Annotated in this window: 17 protein-coding genes; 9 read left to right on the forward strand and 8 right to left on the reverse strand. The window is 72.6% G+C overall.

All coding sequences use genetic code 11. From position 1 onward, the window contains the following. Positions 1-7: 7 nt before the first annotated feature. The gene (locus OG885_RS37555) at positions 8-817 is read right to left on the reverse strand and encodes a PhzF family phenazine biosynthesis protein (protein WP_405739550.1); all 810 of its coding nucleotides are present in this window, start codon (positions 815-817) and stop codon (positions 8-10) included. A gap of 177 nt (positions 818-994) precedes the next feature. Between OG885_RS37555 and OG885_RS37560 the strand changes: the two genes are divergently transcribed. From OG885_RS37560 to OG885_RS37570, 3 genes are all read left to right on the forward strand, one after another. After that, positions 995-1780: a cyclase family protein gene (locus OG885_RS37560; RefSeq protein ID WP_405739553.1), complete on the forward strand. Its 786-nt coding sequence runs from the start codon at positions 995-997 to the stop codon at positions 1778-1780. Continuing rightward, positions 1777-3411 (forward strand): thiamine pyrophosphate-binding protein, encoded by a 1635-nt coding sequence (locus OG885_RS37565; protein ID WP_405739556.1) that lies wholly within the window; start codon positions 1777-1779, stop codon positions 3409-3411. Before OG885_RS37560 ends, OG885_RS37565 begins: the two co-directional genes overlap by 4 nt. Positions 3412-3518: 107 nt before the next feature. Next, on the forward strand, positions 3519-4145 hold the full coding sequence (locus tag OG885_RS37570; RefSeq protein ID WP_405739559.1) for a PadR family transcriptional regulator: 627 nt from the start codon (positions 3519-3521) through the stop codon (positions 4143-4145). Between the two features lie 71 nt (positions 4146-4216). Here the strand turns inward: OG885_RS37570 and OG885_RS37575 are convergent, their stop codons facing one another. Next, positions 4217-4645: an SRPBCC family protein gene (locus OG885_RS37575; protein ID WP_405739561.1), complete on the reverse strand. Its 429-nt coding sequence runs from the start codon at positions 4643-4645 to the stop codon at positions 4217-4219. 114 nt (positions 4646-4759) lie between these two features. After that, entirely contained in the window at positions 4760-4948 is a 189-nt protein-coding gene (locus tag OG885_RS37580; RefSeq protein ID WP_399960283.1) for a hypothetical protein, read from the reverse strand. 198 nt (positions 4949-5146) lie between these two features. Between OG885_RS37580 and OG885_RS37585 the strand changes: the two genes are divergently transcribed. The 3 genes from OG885_RS37585 (at position 5147) to OG885_RS37595 (ending at position 8096) form a co-directional block, all read left to right on the forward strand. After that, entirely contained in the window at positions 5147-5707 is a 561-nt protein-coding gene (locus OG885_RS37585; RefSeq protein WP_405739564.1) for a Clp protease N-terminal domain-containing protein, read from the forward strand. A 46-nt stretch (positions 5708-5753) separates the two neighbouring features. Further along, on the forward strand, positions 5754-6758 hold the full coding sequence (locus OG885_RS37590; RefSeq protein ID WP_405739567.1) for an EamA family transporter: 1005 nt from the start codon (positions 5754-5756) through the stop codon (positions 6756-6758). A gap of 393 nt (positions 6759-7151) precedes the next feature. Next, entirely contained in the window at positions 7152-8096 is a 945-nt protein-coding gene (locus OG885_RS37595; RefSeq protein WP_405739569.1) for a DMT family transporter, read from the forward strand. Positions 8097-8101: 5 nt separating this feature from the next. Here the strand turns inward: OG885_RS37595 and OG885_RS37600 are convergent, their stop codons facing one another. Both OG885_RS37600 and OG885_RS37605 read right to left on the reverse strand, forming a co-directional pair. After that, a complete protein-coding gene (locus OG885_RS37600; protein WP_405739572.1) occupies positions 8102-8734 on the reverse strand; it encodes an FMN-binding negative transcriptional regulator in 633 nt (210 codons plus the stop codon). Continuing rightward, entirely contained in the window at positions 8734-9423 is a 690-nt protein-coding gene (locus OG885_RS37605; protein ID WP_405739574.1) for a pyridoxamine 5'-phosphate oxidase family protein, read from the reverse strand. The genes OG885_RS37600 and OG885_RS37605 overlap by 1 nt, the downstream gene beginning before the upstream one ends. Positions 9424-9489: 66 nt before the next feature. Here OG885_RS37605 and OG885_RS37610 point away from each other — a divergent pair, with 66 nt between their 5' ends. Continuing rightward, positions 9490-10821 (forward strand): aminotransferase class I/II-fold pyridoxal phosphate-dependent enzyme, encoded by a 1332-nt coding sequence (locus tag OG885_RS37610; RefSeq protein ID WP_405739577.1) that lies wholly within the window; start codon positions 9490-9492, stop codon positions 10819-10821. Between the two features lie 486 nt (positions 10822-11307). Here OG885_RS37610 and OG885_RS37615 read toward each other — a convergent pair whose 3' ends face one another. Continuing rightward, on the reverse strand, positions 11308-12417 hold the full coding sequence (locus tag OG885_RS37615) for a DMT family transporter (RefSeq protein WP_405739580.1): 1110 nt from the start codon (positions 12415-12417) through the stop codon (positions 11308-11310). Between the two features lie 62 nt (positions 12418-12479). Between OG885_RS37615 and OG885_RS37620 the strand changes: the two genes are divergently transcribed. Continuing rightward, complete coding sequence (locus OG885_RS37620; protein WP_405739583.1) at positions 12480-13382, forward strand: LysR family transcriptional regulator; 903 nt, start codon at positions 12480-12482, stop codon at positions 13380-13382. A 6-nt stretch (positions 13383-13388) separates the two neighbouring features. On the opposite strand, the gene OG885_RS37625 is transcribed toward OG885_RS37620, so the two are convergent. After that, complete coding sequence (locus OG885_RS37625) at positions 13389-13856, reverse strand: pyridoxamine 5'-phosphate oxidase family protein (protein WP_405739586.1); 468 nt, start codon at positions 13854-13856, stop codon at positions 13389-13391. A gap of 137 nt (positions 13857-13993) precedes the next feature. On the opposite strand from OG885_RS37625, the gene OG885_RS37630 reads away from it, so the two are divergent. Beyond that, positions 13994-14635 carry a cysteine hydrolase gene (locus OG885_RS37630; protein ID WP_405739589.1) on the forward strand — a complete coding sequence of 214 codons (642 nt, stop codon included), beginning with the start codon at positions 13994-13996 and terminating at the stop codon, positions 14633-14635. Between the two features lie 3 nt (positions 14636-14638). On the opposite strand, the gene OG885_RS37635 is transcribed toward OG885_RS37630, so the two are convergent. Beyond that, on the reverse strand, positions 14639-15058 hold the full coding sequence (locus OG885_RS37635; RefSeq protein ID WP_405739592.1) for a Rieske (2Fe-2S) protein: 420 nt from the start codon (positions 15056-15058) through the stop codon (positions 14639-14641). Positions 15059-15107: the final 49 nt, after the last annotated feature.

A 15107-nucleotide genomic window follows, 5' to 3' on the forward strand; every position in this document is an offset into this window, starting at 1 on the left:
GGGGGCGTCAGACGAGCAGTTCGCCCTCGATCGTGGTGACCGCGCGGCCCGTGAGGAGGGTGCGGTCGCCGCGGAGTTCGGTGCGGACCCGGCCCGAGCGCGGGGAGGCCTGGAGGCCGGTCAGTTCGGTGCGGCCCAGCCGCTCGGCCCAGAAGGGGGCCAGCGCGGTGTGCGCGCTGCCGGTGACCGGGTCCTCGTCGATGCCGTAGTTCGGGAAGAAGCAGCGGGAGACGAAGTCGTAGCCCCGGGCCGGGTCCTCGGCGCGGGCGGTCGCGATGATGCCGCGCTCGGAGAAGGCGGCGAGGGCCTTGTGGTCGGGGTCGAGGGCGTGGACGGTCTTCTCGTCGGCGAGTTCGAGGACCAGGTCGCCGACGTTCGGGCCGGTGTCGAACGCGGAGAGCGGCACCGCGCCGAGCGCCTCCGCGACCCCGGCCGGCACCTCGGTCCGGGTGAGCGGCGCGGTGGGGAAGTCCAGGGTGATCGAACCGTCCTCGCCCGGTGTCGCGATGAGCACCCCGCTGCGCGTGGCGAACCGCACCGGGCCCTCGTGCGCGCCGGTCGTGCGCAGCACGTGCGCCGTGGCCAGCGTGGCATGGCCGCACATGTTCACCTCGGCGGCCGGAGTGAACCAGCGCAGCGCCCAGTCGGCGTCGCCGCCCTCGGGAAGGGGGTGGGCGAAGGCCGTCTCGGCGTGGTTGACCTCGACGGCCACGTTCTGGAGCCGCTCGTCGTCCGGGAAGGAGTCGAGGAGCAGCACGCCGGCGGGGTTGCCGGCGAAGGGGCGGTCGGTGAAGGCGTCGACGATTCGGATGCGCATGCGCTCGACGCTAAGCGCGAGTGGCCTACCAGGCCAAGGCCAATTCGGGGCCACTGGACCCATTTCCTTCCCGGGATTCCTCCCGTTCTCCCTCCCGGAGTGCTGTCTGGACGCGTCGCCCCGGCGGTGCGACCGTCGTCAACGCGTCACCCATCCGCGACAGTCCAGGAGGCCGCCATGTCCCAGCCGTCCGTTCTCCAAGCCCTGCTGGCCGGGCTGCGGGGCGGTGCGATCGAGGTCGTCGATCTCACGGCGCCGCTGTCCTCGGAGACCCCGGTGATCCAGCTGCCCGAGCCGTTCGGGCAGACGCAGGTGTTCGAGCTGGAGGAGATCAGCCGGTACGACGACCGCGGCCCGGCCTGGTACTGGAACAACTTCCGCACGGGCGAGCACACCGGCACCCACTTCGACGCCCCCAACCACTGGGTCACCGGCAAGGACCTCGGCGACGTGGCCTCGGTGCCGGTGAGCCGGCTGATCGCGCCCGCGGTCGTGCTGGACTTCTCCGCCGAGGCGGCCGAGGATCCCGACTTCCTGGTCGAGGTGGACCACATCAAGGCGTGGGAGGCCGGGAACGGTCCGCTGCCCGACGGGGGCTGGCTGCTGCTGCGCACCGGCTGGGACGCCCGGTCCCAGTCCCAGCGGGAGTTCCTGAACGCCGACGAGAACGGTCCTCACACCCCGGGCCTGTCGCCCGAGTGCGCCCGCTGGGTCGCCGAGGAGTCCCCGGTGATCGGCCTCGGCACCGAGACGGTGGGCACCGACGCCGGCGGGGCACACTCCTTCGACCCCGTCTTCCCCTGCCACTCGTACCTCATGGGCAACGACAAGTACGGGCTGACGCAGCTCCAGAACCTCGGTGAGCTGCCCGTCACCGGCGCGGTGGTCGTCGCGGGTCCGCTGCCGATCGTCCACGGCTCGGGCTCGCCGGCCCGGGTCATCGCCCTGGTGGAGCGCTCATGAAGGTCGCCGAGGCGGTCGGCAGGGCCCTGACCGGGGCTGGTGTGCGGCAGGTGTTCGGCGTGGTCGGCTCCGGCAACTTCCATGTCACCAACGCGATGACCGCGGCCGGTGCCCGCTTCGTCGCCGCCCGCCACGAGGGCGGAGCGGCCACCATGGCCGACGCCTACGCCCGGGTCAGCGGCACGGTCGCCGCCCTCAGCGTCCATCAGGGGCCCGGCCTGACCAACGCCCTGACGGGTGTCGCGGAGGCCGCGAAGAGCCGCACCCCGCTGCTCGTCCTGGCCGCCGAGGCCACCCGGCCGACCTCCAACTTCCACGTCGACCAGGAGGCGTTGGCGCGGGCGGTGGGTGCGGTCACGGAACGCGTGACGTCCCCGGCGTCGGCGGTCGAGCAGGCCTGCGGCGCCGTACGACGCGTGCTGCACGAGCGCCGTACCGTCGTCCTCAACCTCCCCTTGGACGTGCAGGACCTGGACGTCCCCGACATGGGCGCCCTGGCCGTCGTACCGCCCCCGGCGCGGAGCCCCGTGGAACCGGCCGCGGCCGAGGTGGCGGCGCTGGTCGCGGCCCTCGCCCGGTCCCGCCGCCCGGTGTTCGTGGCGGGCCGGGGCGCCAGGGCGGCCGGCGAGGCCCTGACCGCGCTCGCCGACCACCACGGCGCCCTGCTCGCCACCTCCGCCGTCGCCCACGGCCTGTTCCACGGCGACCCCTGGTCGCTCGGCATCTCCGGAGGCTTCGCCACGCCCCTGGCCGCCGAGCTGATCGAGGACGCCGACCTGATCGTGGCCTGGGGCTGCGCCCTCACCATGTGGACCACGCGGCACGGCCGGCTGATCGGGCCCGACACCACCGTCGTCCAGGTCGACGACGACGCCTCCGCGCTCGGCGCGCACCGCGAGATCCACCTGGGCGTCACGGGCGACGTCGCCCGCACGGCACGACAGGCGCTGGCCGCGGGCGGCGCACGACGCGAGGGCCGGCGCACCGAGGACATCGCGCAAGCCCTCCGCGCCCGCGGTCGGTGGCGGGACATCCCCTACGACGACGAGAGCACCCGGGACCGTATCGACCCGTGCACCCTGAGCGCCGCCCTCGACGCCATCCTCCCGGCCGAGCGGGTCGTGGGCGTCGACTCCGGCAATTTCATGGGCTATCCGAGCGCCTATCTGTCGGTGCCCGACGAGGACGGATTCTGTTTCACCCAGGCCTTCCAGTCGATCGGCCTGGGCCTCGCGACGACGATCGGCGCGGCCCTGGCCCGACCGGACCGCCTGCCGGTGGCGGCGCTCGGGGACGGCGGGGCGCTGATGGGAGTGGCCGAGCTGGACACCGTACGACGGCTCGGGCTGCCCATGGTCGTGATCGTCTACGACGACGAGGCCTACGGCGCCGAGGTCCACCACTTCGGGCCCGACGGCTTCCCCCTCGACACGGTCACCTTCCCGCCCACCGACCTCGCGGCCGTCGCCCGCGGCCATGGCTTCGAGGCGGTGACCGTGCGCGGCCGCGCCGACCTCAAGGCGGTGGAGGACTGGGTGGCGGGGCCCCGTTCGGCGCCGCTGCTGGTGGACGCCAAGGTGACGCGGGAGCACGGGGCCTGGTGGCTGGAGGAGGCGTTCCGGGGGCACTGAGCGGGAGCACGGCACGCGGGGGTCGGCTCCAGGGGCCTTGCCATGCGAACAGTTCCGATATATCGTTGACGCATCGCGACAGATCAACGATGGATGGAGTGATGGCGATGCGTTCCCATGGATTCGAACGTGGACACGGTGGACCCGGCCCCCGCGGCGGCCGAGGCGGTTCCGACGGTCGGCGTGGTGCCTTCGGGCCCTTCGGGCCGGGTGGCCCCGGCGGCCCCGGCTTCGGCGGACCGGGCTTCGGTCCGGGCCCCTGGGGGCCACGAGGGCGCGGCGGACCGAGGGGGAGGGCGCGGCGCGGCGACGTACGCGCGTCGATCCTCGCCCTGCTCAGGGACCGGCCGATGCACGGGTACGAGATGATCCAGGAGATCGCCGAGCGCAGCGGCGGGGCGTGGAAGCCCAGTCCCGGCTCGGTGTACCCCACCCTTCAGCTGCTGGAGGACGAGGGCCTGATCGCCAGCGAGAGCGAGGGCGGCAAGAAGCTGTTCTCGCTCACCGAGGCGGGCCGCACCGCGGCCGAGGAGGGCCCCGACGCGCCCTGGGAGGAAGCCTCCCGTGGTGTGGACTTCGAGGCGCTGGGTGAGATCCGCCAGGCCGGCTTCGGTCTGATGGAGGCCTTCGGGCAGGTCTGGAAGACCGGCAGCAAGGAGCAGCGCGAGAAGGCGGTCGGTGTCATCAACGAGGCCCGCAAGAAGCTGTATCTGATCCTCGCCGAAGAGGACTGACGGTCCGTACGGCCGTGCAGAGGCGCCCCGCGGAACATCCGCGGGGCGCCTTCGTGTGCGTCCGCTCCCGGTCAGGCCACCAGACCCGCCAGCTTCCGCAGCGATTCGTTCAGCGCGGCCGTCGCCGAGTCCTTCAGCTTGCCCGCCATCAGGGACACCGCCGCGCCCGTGAACTCGCTGTCGATGCGGACCGTGGTCGCGTCGCCGTCGGGGACGAGCGTGTAGCGGTTGACCAGGCTCACCGCCATCGGGCCCTTGCCCCTGGTGGCGAACACCCGGGCCGGCTCCAGCTCGTCGATGGTCCACTCGACCTCGGCCGGGAAGCCCATCAGCTTCATGTTCTCCTGGTAGGTCCCGCCCACTTCGAGGCTCTTCGGGCCGCCCTCGGGGAAGCTGGTGTGGGTGGCGTTCCACTCGCCGTACGACGACCAGTCCGTGAGCCGGCTCCACACCTTCTCGGCCGGCGCCTCGATCCGTGCCTCCGCGCTGACTTCGGCCATGCGACCACCCCTTCGTCTCCGGCTACGGTGTCGCGGAACGTAGCCGCAGGGCCGCGAACATTCAATGCTGATGAACCGTCAGGAAATGTGGAGACGGGCCGAGCCGGCGGCCGGTCAGGCCACCAGGCGTATCACCGCCGCGTCGAACACGTCCCACGCCCGCGGGAACGTGCTCTCGTCGTGGCAGTGCCAGGCGTCCCAGAACAGGTCGGCGAGCAGCGCGTCCTCCGGGGCGTACACCCGGTACACGTACTGCATCCCGTCGACGGCCGGCAGAGCCACCAGCCAACAGCTGCTCTCCATGTACCTGTGAGACGAGCGAGCCGGTACGGGTGGTTGCGTACGCGCGGGAATCAAGGCGGCGCGCGCCCGTCGTGGGGATACGGCCAGATCTCATCCGTAAGAACGAGATTTCGGCCGTGCGGGTCCACTCTCCGCCGGACGCGAAGATGGTTCCCGCCGGGGATGCCCCGCTGCGGCGGGACTGATGGGGTAGGGGATGTGCAACCCCGTATTCCCCGGCAGTCGGTGAGCGAGCCGGGAGGTCATCGCGCGGACCACGATGCCCGGCTCGGCGAGGAGCTGGCAGCGGTGGTCTCCGGCGCGCGCCGGCGGGCGCTCCGCGACGGGGACCGGCAGATCGACACGGCCCATCTTCTGCACTCCCTCCTGGAGTACGACGCCGAGGTACGGGCCGTCTTCGAGGGCGGACCGCGGCTCGCCCGGCTGCTCGCCTATCTCGTGCAGCGCAGCATCGGCTACGGGCTGCGCTGGCAGGGCAGCGTCGAGGACTCCGGCGCGGTGCCCGTGGTGACCCAGACGGAGGGCTTCTCGCCGCTGGCCGCGGGCGCGATGGAGTACGCCGAGGAGCGCGCCGCCGACCGTGGCGCAGACCGGGCGAGCGGCATCGACCTGCTCGCGGCCGTCGTCGCCGACCCCGAGGCGCGCGCCGTCGAGGTGCTGACCCGCGCCGGGATCGACGCGGGCGAGGTGCTCGCCCGGGTCGACACGCGTCCATGGGACGGCGACCTGCCGGACAGCCGTACGGCGTCCAGCCGCTGAGACAGGTGTCATCGGGGGTGACGCTCATGTCATCGCCTGTCATCATGTGCCGGTGCAGACGATTGACAGCAGTGGCGGCAACCACGGACGGGGTGTCGGGCTCGGCCTCGCCCTCGCGTCGGCGGTCGCCTTCGGAGGATCCGGTGTCGCGGCCAAGCCGCTGATCGAGGCGGGGCTCGACCCGCTTCACGTGGTGTGGCTGCGGGTGGCCGGCGCGGCCCTCGTGATGCTGCCGCTCGCCGTGCGCCACCGGGCCCTGCTGCGTCGTCGCCCCGCGCTGCTCGCCGGGTTCGGACTGCTCGGCGTGGCCGGGGTCCAGGCCTTCTACTTCGCCTCCATCTCCCGGATCCCGGTCGGTGTCGCGCTGCTCGTCGAATACCTCGCGCCCGCCCTCGTCCTCGGCTGGGTGCGGTTCGTGCAGCGCCGGCCGGTCACCCGGGCCGCCGCGCTCGGTGTGGTCCTCGCGGTCGGCGGGCTGGCATGCGTGGTCGAGGTCTGGTCGGGGCTGAGCTTCGACGCGGTGGGTCTGCTCCTCGCGCTCGGCGCGGCCTGCTGCCAGGTCGGCTACTTCGTCCTGTCCGACCAGGGCAGCGACTCCGGCGCCGACGCCCCCGACCCGCTGGGGGTCATCGCGTACGGCCTCCTCGTCGGAGCCCTCGTGCTCACCGCCGTGGCCCGCCCCTGGACCATGGACTGGTCCGTGCTCGCTGGCACCGCCGACATGAACGGCACCTCGGTCGCCTCCGCCCTGCTGCTGTCCTGGATCGTCCTGATCGCGACCGTGCTCGCGTACATCACCGGCGTGGTCTCCGTACGCCGCCTCTCGCCCCAGGTCGCCGGAGTCGTCGCCTGCCTGGAAGCGGTCATCGCGACCGTCCTCGCCTGGATCCTGCTCGGCGAGCACCTCTCCGCCCCGCAGATCATCGGCGGCGCGGTCGTCCTGGCCGGCGCCTTCGTCGCCCAGTCCTCGGCCCCCGCGAAGGGCTCCCCGGAACCGGTGGCGAGCGGCGGCCCGGAAAGGGAGTTGTCGGATCGCTCGGCAGCTGCCTAGTCTGCCGATCATGCATACGCACCGCGTCATCGCGCCGCCCGCCGTCTAGGACCTGTCCGGCGGCTCATGCCGCAGACGCGGGGGCTGGCACGCCGGCCTGCGGCGTTGTCGTCGGTTGCCGACTCCCCCACTCTCGGCTTCGCTCGAGCGGGAGGGGCCCCCATCGCGTCGCCGCCCTCCTCCGCCTTGCATTCCGACGCGCCAGCCCCCGCTCACCGGCGTCGATGAGGCGCCGCGGCTTTCCTGCGACTTGATCCGCCGGACAGGCCCTAGGCGGGCCCTGCCGAAGCCATGCCCGGCCCCGTGCCGGGTGGAACGGTGCTGCCCGCGGACGAAGTCCATGGATCCCGCTCGGTCGGGGTCCGCACTTCTCCAAGTCTGCGGAGACGACACATGTCGAATGCTGTTTCCGGCCTGCCCATCGGGCGAGGCCTGCTCTGTCTGATCGTCGCCGGGGTCGCCTGGGGCACCGCGGGCGCGGTCGCCACGCTGGCCTACGGCGTCAGTGATCTGGGGCCCGTCGCCCTGTCCTTCTGGCGCTGCGCGTCCGGGCTCGTCCTGCTGGCCGCCGTACGGCTGCTGCGCCCCCGGGCCCGCACCGCACCGCGCCAGCCGCTCGGCCGCAAGGCGCTGCGGGCGGCGGTCACCGGCCTCGGGCTCGCCGTGTTCCAGACCGGCTACTTCGCCGCTGTCCAGGTCACCGGGCTCGCCGTGGCCACGGTCGTCTCGCTGGGCGCGGGGCCCGTCTTCGTCGCCGTCGGCGCCCGGCTGACCCTGGGGGAGCGGCTCGGGCGCGGTGGCGTGACGGCCGTCGCCGGGGCACTCGCCGGGCTCGGGGTGCTGACGCTCTGGGACGACGGTTCCGCGGTACGCCCCTGGGGCGTGCTGCTCGGGCTGGGGTCGGCGGCCGGGGGCTGCGCGATGACCCTGCTCACCCGGCGCTGGGGCCGGGACGGCGAGGCGGACGCGGCCGGTACGTCCGTCGGGGTGTTCGCCGTCACCAGCGCGCTGCTGCTGCCGTTCGCACTGGCCGAGGGCCTGGTCCCGCACACCGCCCGCCCCGCCCTGCTGCTCTGGCTGCTGGCCTACCTCGCCACCGTGCCGACGGCCCTCGCCTACACCCTCTACTTCGCGGGCGCCGCGGCCGTACGGTCGGCGACCGTGTCCGTGATCATGCTCCTGGAGCCGGTCGGCGCGGCCGTGCTGGCCGTGGTCCTGTTCGGCGAGCGGCTGACGGCGCCGACCCTTCTCGGCACCCTGCTGATGCTGGGGTCGGTCACGGGTCTCGCGATGGCGGAGACCCGTGCGGGGCGGCGCGGCGAGCCCGTACCGGTGTAGTCGCGTCAGGAGACGCGGCGGCGCCGGATGTGCTCGCACGCCGCCGCGTCCCGCGGCCCGGACCGCTCCGCCAGATGTTCGGCGATCGAGTCCTGGACCTCCTCGGTCCGTCTGCCGCCGAACTTGAACTTCGCGCGTACGCCCGTGACTTCGAGCCGGACGCCGCGCAGACCGGACAGCAGCCGGTCGAACGGCACCTCGCCCACCGCGACTTCCGCCGTACCGCCCTCCGGTTGGAAGTGCCCGACCTGGCGGTTGAGCAGTGCCGCCTTCTCGGCGGGGTCGTCCACCACATGGGCCCGGCACCGGAGTTGGACGGCCGCGTAGAAACTGGTCGGCGTGCCGTGCTCGGACGGGATCTCCGGACCGGCCTGCCAGGGGCCGGGGACGTACACGTAGTCGTCGACCACGCTCAGTACGACGTCGGGGTTCGACAACAGCGCCGCCCACATCGGGTGGGGGCGGGCCAGGTGCGTGAGCACCTCGCCGCGCTCGGCGTCGTAGGTGAAGTGCAGCGGCTGGACGTACGGCGGTTCACCGTCCTGGCCGTTGACGGCGAGGTGCCCGAAGTCGTGGGCGGAGAGCCACTGTTGCCACTCGGTGTCGGCGCGAGGGGCGTCCCACGGGTGGATCAGCATCACAGGGTCGTCAGGTAGTCGGGCAACTCGGTGTCGGGGGCCAGGTCGGGGTCGCCGATCGGGGTGTCGTAGCCCTTGCGCAGGGGGACGACTCCGGCCCAGTGGGGGAGGGCGAAGTCCTCGGGCTCGTCGTTGACGCCGCCGGTGCGCATCTTGGCCGAGACCTCGTCGAGGTCGAGGCGGATGACGGCGGTGGCGGCCAGCTCCTTCTTGTTGGCCGGCCGCGAGTCCTTGGAGCGGCCCGCCACGACGTGGTCGACGAGCGCGTCCAGGGCGAGGCGCTTCTCCTCCGGGTCCGTCACGTCGTACGCCGTGCCGTGCACCACCACGGACCGGTAGTTGATCGAGTGGTGGAAGGCCGAGCGGGCCAGAATCAGGGCGTCGACGTGCGTGACCGTCAGACACACCGGCAGACCGGGGTCGGCCTGGCCAGTCATCCGCAGCGGGCGCGAGCCGGTGGAGCCATGCACATAGAGGCGCTCGCCGACCCGGGCGTACAGGGTCGGCAGCACGACCGGCGCGCCGTCGCGGACGAAGCCGAGGTGGCAGACGTAGGCCTCGTCGAGTATCGCGTGCACGACGTCCTTGTCGTACGCGGCACGGTCCGCGGAGCGGGTGGGCACCGTGCGGTCGGTCGCCGGGTAGGCGGCGGTCGGTGGTGGTGTCGTCGGCTGCGTGGTCCCCTGCATGGCGGTCTCCGTAACGAAAGGTGCGGCGAGTTGCGAGGCTGTTTGCACTAGTGCATAATCTGCTTTGTGCTAGGAGAATACCGGATCGAAGGACGTGGCGCAGCCGAGATCGCGGCGAGCGTCGAGCGCGCGGTAGGTGCCGGTGAGCTGGAGCCGGGCCAACTGCTGCCGCCCATGCGGGAGTTGGCGGGCGAGCTGGGTGTGAACCCGAACACGGTCGCGGCGGCGTACCGCATCCTGCGCGAGCGCGGGGTGATCGAGACCTCGGGGCGCCGGGGCAGCCGGGTGCGGCCCAAGCCGGCCACGACCGGGCGCGAGTCGATCCGGGTGGAGGTGCCGGCGGGCGTCCGGGACGTGGCGAGCGGCAACCCGGACCGGGAGCTGCTGCCGAGCCTGGCGGGCGTGTTCGCGGCGGCGGCCGAGCGGAACGACCGGGAGCCGGTGATGTACGGGGAGGCGGCGGTGGAGCCGGAGTTGGCACGCCGCGCGCGGGCCGCGCTGGACGCCGACGGTGTACCCGACGGGCCCCTGGAGGTCGCCTCGGGCTCGCTCGACGTGATCGAGCGCGTCCTCGCGGCCCACCTCAAACCGGGTGACACGGTCGCCGTCGAGGACCCGGGGTGGGGCAGCCTGCTGGATCTGATCCCGGCCGTAGGACTGCGTACGGCTCCTGTCGGTGTGGACGACGAGGGGCCGCTCCCGGACGACGTCCGCGCGGCCCTGCGGTCGGGGGCGCGCGCCCTGATCGTCACCGACCGGGCGCAGAACCCGACCGGCGCCGCCGTGACCGCCGCACGCGCGCGTGCCCTGCGTGCCGTGCTGAGGGAACACCCGGACACCCTGCTCATCGAGGACGACCACGGCCACGGCATCGTCGACCTGCCCCTGCACGCCCTGGCCGGCGCCACCCGTAGCTGGGCCTTCGTCCGCTCGGCCGCCAAGGCCTACGGCCCCGACCTGCGGCTCGCAGTCTTCACGGGTGACCCCGTCACGGTCGACCGGGTGCGCGGCCGGCAGAGTCTCGGCCCGGGCTGGGTCAGCAGGATCACCCAGCGGGCGGTGGCACGGCTGTGGGCCGAGGGCGCGGTCGATCCGAAGACGGTGGCGGCGGCCTACGCGGCCCGCCGGGACGCCCTGATCGCGGAACTGGCGCGGCGCGGTGTTCCCGCGCACGGCCGCAGCGGCCTCAACGTCTGGATCCCGGTCCCCGACGAGACGGGCGCGGTGGCCCGCCTCCTCCACGCCGGCTGGGCGGTGGCACCGGGCGCCCGCTTCCGCCTGGACGCCGCCCCCGGCATCCGCGTCACGATCGCCACGCTGACCGAGCCGGAGACGGCACCTCTGGCCGAGGCGATCGCGGCGGCGGTGGGGCCTGGGCCGGGGCGGGGGTATGTGTGACGGCGCTGGTTGGGGTGGGGTGTGGGTGGCGTCGTCGGCTGGGGCGAGGGTGTGTGGGGCGAGATCGGTTGGGGTGACGGTACGCGGTACGGAATCGGCCGGGGGTGAGGGTGTAGGTGGCGTTATCGGCCTGGGTGAGGGTGTTCGTGGCGGGCTGCTCGGGTGCGGGCGGTGTCCGTCGCACCGTCGACCGGGGCCGGGGCGCGGCCTGCCTGGTCGGTGGGGTCGAAGGTACGGGCAGGGGGGTTGGTCGGGCCTCGCGTGGGGCGGTTCGGTCGGTCGGGCCTGGGGTGGGGTGGTTCGGTTGGTCGGCCCCGGGTGGTGGGCAGTGTGGTGGCCGGGGCTGCGGCCGGGGTGTAGGCAGGGCGGTTCGCCGGGGCTGGGGTGGGGGTCGCAGGGGCGACCGGGCTCGGGGTGCGGGCCGTGTGGTTGGCCTGGTTCGGGTGGGGGTGGTGTGGTCTGTCGGCTGGGTTTTCTGGTCCTGTGTTAGCTGGTTGGGCCCGGGGTCGGGGTGGTGTGGTTTGTCGGGGTCGGGGTGTGGGCATTGCGGTTGGCCGGGGTCGCGGCTGGGGTGTAGGCAGGGCGGTTCGCCGGGGCCGGGGTGGGGGTCGCAGGGGTGACCGGGGTGGGGGTGTGGGCCGTGTGGTTGGCCTGGTTCGGGGTGGGGGTGGTGTGGTCCGTCGGCTGGGCCTTTCGGGCCTGGGTCAGCGCCGCTCCCGCCAGGACGATCGCCGCTCCCACCGGGGTGGACCAGCTCAGCGACTCCCCGAGGATCGCGACGCCCGCCGCGGTGGCGATGACGGGGATGAAGTACGTGACCATCTGGGCGGTCGTGGGTCCGACCTCGGCGACCAGGCCGTACTGGATGAGCACGGCCAGCCCGGTGCCCAGCGCGCCCAGCGTGGCGATCGCCAGCAGGGGGACGCCCGCGAAGTGCGTCGGGAGCGAGGTGAACAGCGGTGTGACGACGGCCAGTTGGAGCGTCGCCAGCAGCAGTTGGGCCCCGGTCATGGAGAGGTGGGAGTGTCCCGTCCCGGCGAGGGTGCGGCGGACGTAGATCCAGCCGATCGGGTAGCTCAGAGAGGCGAGCAGTGCCATCGCCGTGCCCTTGGCGTCCAGGCCGTGGAAGCCCTGCCAGGCGCCCAGCACCGTCAGGACCCCGAGGAACCCGATCCCCAGCCCGGCGACCCGGACCCGCGTCGGCCGGTCCTCGGACAGCGCGACCACGGACAGCGCCATGCCCCACAGCGGTGAGGTCGCGTTGCAGATCCCCGCGAGCGTGGACGGGATCGTCAGTTCCGCGTACGCGAAGAGCGAGAACGGCAGGGCGTTCAGGAGGAGAGCTGCCATCGTCAAATGGCCCCAGGTGCGGGCGCCGCGGGGCAGCCGCTCACGCTTCACCGCCATCGCCGCCGCCAGCACCAGCGTCCCGAACAGCAACCGCCCGAAGGTGACCTGGAAGGGGGCGTACCCGTCCGTGCCCACCTTGATGAGCAGGAAGCTGAAACCCCAGATCAGAGCCAGGGCGGCGAAGCGCGGGCGCCAGTCGAGCGTTCGGGTCCGGGTGCGGGCGGCGGTGGTCATGAGAGCAACCATGACGCCGAAAACCTCGTAGCACAAGCGAGATATTCGACGCGATATCTCGTAGCATCACTTACATGTTGAACCTGGAGCGACTGCGCACCCTCGACGCCCTCGCCCGGCACGGCTCGGTGAGCGGCGCCGCCGAGGGGCTGCACATCACGACGTCCGCGGTCTCCCAGCAGATGTCCAAACTGGAGCGCGAGGTCGGCCAGCAGCTCCTCGCCAAGAACGGCAGAGGGGTGCGGCTCACGGACGCCGGCCGGCTGCTCGCCGAGCACGCGGCCCGTATCCTCTCGCAGGTCGAACTCGCCCAGTCCGACCTGGAGGCCCAACGCGGGCAGGTCGTCGGCGAGTTGCGGCTCTCCGCGTTCCCCACGGCCGCGCGCGGGCTGTTCCCGGCCGCCCTCTCCGCGCTCGTCGCCGCCCACCCCGCGCTGCGGGTCCGCTCGTGCGAGCTGGAACCGGAACTCGGCATCGCCGGCGTGGTCCGCGGCGACCTGGACCTGGCCGTGGTCCTCGACTGGTACAACAAGCCGATGCCGCTTCCCGACGGCCTGGTCAAGGCCTCCGTCCTGGACGACCCGGCCGACGTGGCGATGCCGGTCGGGCATCGGCTCGCCGACCGCGAGGAGGTGGACCTCGCCGAGTTCGCGGGGGACGAGTGGATCACCTGGGGGCAGGGCGAGTTCTGTCACGAGTGGCTGATGTTCACCCTGCGCGCCAAGGGCATCGAGCCCATCGTCGGCCACCGCGCGGCCGAGACGCACACCCAACTCGGCCTGGTGGCCGCCGGGTTGGGTGTCTGTATCGCCCCGCTGCTGGGCCGCCACCCGATGCCCGAAGGGGTCGTGACCGTCCCGCTCAAGCAACGGGTCCGGCGCCATGTGTACGTCGTCTGGCGCACGGACGCCGACCGCCGCCCGTCGATCAGGGCGGCGGTCGAGGCGCTCAGGGCGGCGGCGGCCGACCTCGGCTGAACCGCCCTACAGAGAGGGCAGCTTGCGGAAGTCCCACGACACGATCTTGTCCGGGGTCAGCCGCATCCACGCGTGCCGCCCGTCGTGCGGCATCTCGTCGAGGCCGAAGTTCTTGCGCGCGAACAGCGTCTCGGGGACGTCGAGTTCGGCGTACAGATCCCCGACCCGGGGCGCCTCGCCGACGAACTCCACGGCCCCCGACAGCTCGACGCCGCGCAGTTCGTCGTACTCCTCACCGGTGTCGACCACGATCGCGACCCGTGGATCGCGGCGCAGATCGGTCCAGCGCTTGCTCTTCACCACCGAGTACAGCCACAACGAGGTGCCGTCCCAGGCGAACCACAAGGTGCTCACATGCGGAGCGCCGTCCTTCGACACGGTGGCGACCCGGCAGGTGCGCTGTCCTGCGAGGAACTCGTCCAGCTCGCCCGGTGTCATCATGATCTTCCGGCCCCGGCGCTGAGTGGCGGTCATGCGCCCCCCTCTCTCCTGGCTCAGTTTCTGACAGCCCGTCAGAAGACGTCTGTCAGAAGACAATGCGGTCTCTTCCTTCAACACGCAATGGTGGCTACGCTCGCCCGCTCCACACCGTCGGCGACAAGGGGGAAAACATGCCGTCGCGCGAGCAGTTGAGCGCACTCCTCGACCCGGCGACCACCGTGCTGCTCACCGTCGAGTGTCAGCAAGGTGTCGTCGGCCCGGACAGCGCACTTCCCGAACTCGCCAAGGAGGCGCGGTCGTCGGGCGTCCTCGCCAACGTGGCCCGGCTGGTCGCGGCCGCCCACGACAGCGGTGTCCAGGTCGTCCACGCCATCGCCGAACGCCGCCCCGACGGCCGCGGCGCCAACCGCAACGCCCGCCTCTTCCGCGCCGCCGAACGGCTCCCCGTCCAGCAGCTGTCCGGCACCAGCGCGGTCCGGGTCGCGGCCCCGATCGAGGTGTCCGAGGAGGATTTCGTCGTACGACGGCTGCACGGGCTGTCGCCGATCCAGGGCACCGACGTCGACCCGCTGTTGCGCAACCTGGGCTGCCGCACCCTCGTCGTCACCGGCGTCTCCGCCAACATCGCGATCCCCAACGCCGTGTTCGACGCGGTCAACCGCGGCTACACGGCCGTGGTGCCCACGGACGCCATCGCGGGGGTGCCCTCCGACTACACCCCCGCGATGATCCGCCACACCCTCGCGCTGGTCGCCACGCTCACCACGACGGCCGACCTGCTGGCCTGTCTCGGCCGGCGAAAGCGGGCCTGACCCTCACGCGAGAGTGATCGAGTCCCCGCTCACGGTGATCTTCTCCTCCGGCAGCGGCTGGGTGGCGGGCCCCTTCTTCACGCTGCCGTCGGTCACCGAGAACTCGCTCTTGTGGCACGGGCAGGTGATCACCCCGTCGGCGATCCCCGTCACCGCACAGCCCTGATGCGTGCACTTGGACGAGAACGCCTTGTACGTGCCCGCCGTCGGCTGGGTCACCACGACCCCCGCGTCCGCGAAGATCTTGCCGCCGCCCTCCGGGATGTCCGCGGTCTTGCCGAGCACGGTCCCGGCCGCGGCGGTCGACCCCTCGTCGTCCGAGCCGCACGCGTTGAGCGTGATGGCGAGCCCTGCCGCCCCCACCGCCGCCACGACCGTACGGCGGCTCGGTGCCGAAGCGGGATGAAGCGATTCGCTGGCCATGCTGACGTCCCTTCCGCGGATACCTCGTGAACTGCCCTGAGGTACGGGC

This window comes from Streptomyces sp. NBC_00028, assembly GCF_045041065.1.
Classification (GTDB): Bacteria; Actinomycetota; Actinomycetes; order Streptomycetales; family Streptomycetaceae; genus Streptomyces.

What these genes read in the sequence shown, in the direction of transcription:
- OG885_RS37625 (WP_405739586.1), bottom strand. Translation starts at nt 13,856, where the DNA reads ATGACCGCCACTCAGCGCCGGGGCCGGAAGATCATGATGACACCGGGC.
- OG885_RS37605 (WP_405739574.1), bottom strand. Translation starts at nt 9,423, where the DNA reads ATGCAGGGGACCACGCAGCCGACGACACCACCACCGACCGCCGCCTAC.
- OG885_RS37595 (WP_405739569.1), top strand. Translation starts at nt 7,152, where the DNA reads ATGTCGAATGCTGTTTCCGGCCTGCCCATCGGGCGAGGCCTGCTCTGT.
- OG885_RS37635 (WP_405739592.1), bottom strand. Translation starts at nt 15,058, where the DNA reads ATGGCCAGCGAATCGCTTCATCCCGCTTCGGCACCGAGCCGCCGTACG.
- OG885_RS37575 (WP_405739561.1), bottom strand. Translation starts at nt 4,645, where the DNA reads ATGGCCGAAGTCAGCGCGGAGGCACGGATCGAGGCGCCGGCCGAGAAG.
- OG885_RS37555 (WP_405739550.1), bottom strand. Translation starts at nt 817, where the DNA reads ATGCGCATCCGAATCGTCGACGCCTTCACCGACCGCCCCTTCGCCGGC.
- OG885_RS37630 (WP_405739589.1), top strand. Translation starts at nt 13,994, where the DNA reads ATGCCGTCGCGCGAGCAGTTGAGCGCACTCCTCGACCCGGCGACCACC.
- OG885_RS37560 (WP_405739553.1), top strand. Translation starts at nt 995, where the DNA reads ATGTCCCAGCCGTCCGTTCTCCAAGCCCTGCTGGCCGGGCTGCGGGGC.
- OG885_RS37570 (WP_405739559.1), top strand. Translation starts at nt 3,519, where the DNA reads ATGCGTTCCCATGGATTCGAACGTGGACACGGTGGACCCGGCCCCCGC.
- OG885_RS37620 (WP_405739583.1), top strand. Translation starts at nt 12,480, where the DNA reads ATGTTGAACCTGGAGCGACTGCGCACCCTCGACGCCCTCGCCCGGCAC.
- OG885_RS37565 (WP_405739556.1), top strand. Translation starts at nt 1,777, where the DNA reads ATGAAGGTCGCCGAGGCGGTCGGCAGGGCCCTGACCGGGGCTGGTGTG.
- OG885_RS37580 (WP_399960283.1), bottom strand. Translation starts at nt 4,948, where the DNA reads ATGGAGAGCAGCTGTTGGCTGGTGGCTCTGCCGGCCGTCGACGGGATG.
- OG885_RS37615 (WP_405739580.1), bottom strand. Translation starts at nt 12,417, where the DNA reads ATGGTTGCTCTCATGACCACCGCCGCCCGCACCCGGACCCGAACGCTC.
- OG885_RS37600 (WP_405739572.1), bottom strand. Translation starts at nt 8,734, where the DNA reads ATGCTGATCCACCCGTGGGACGCCCCTCGCGCCGACACCGAGTGGCAA.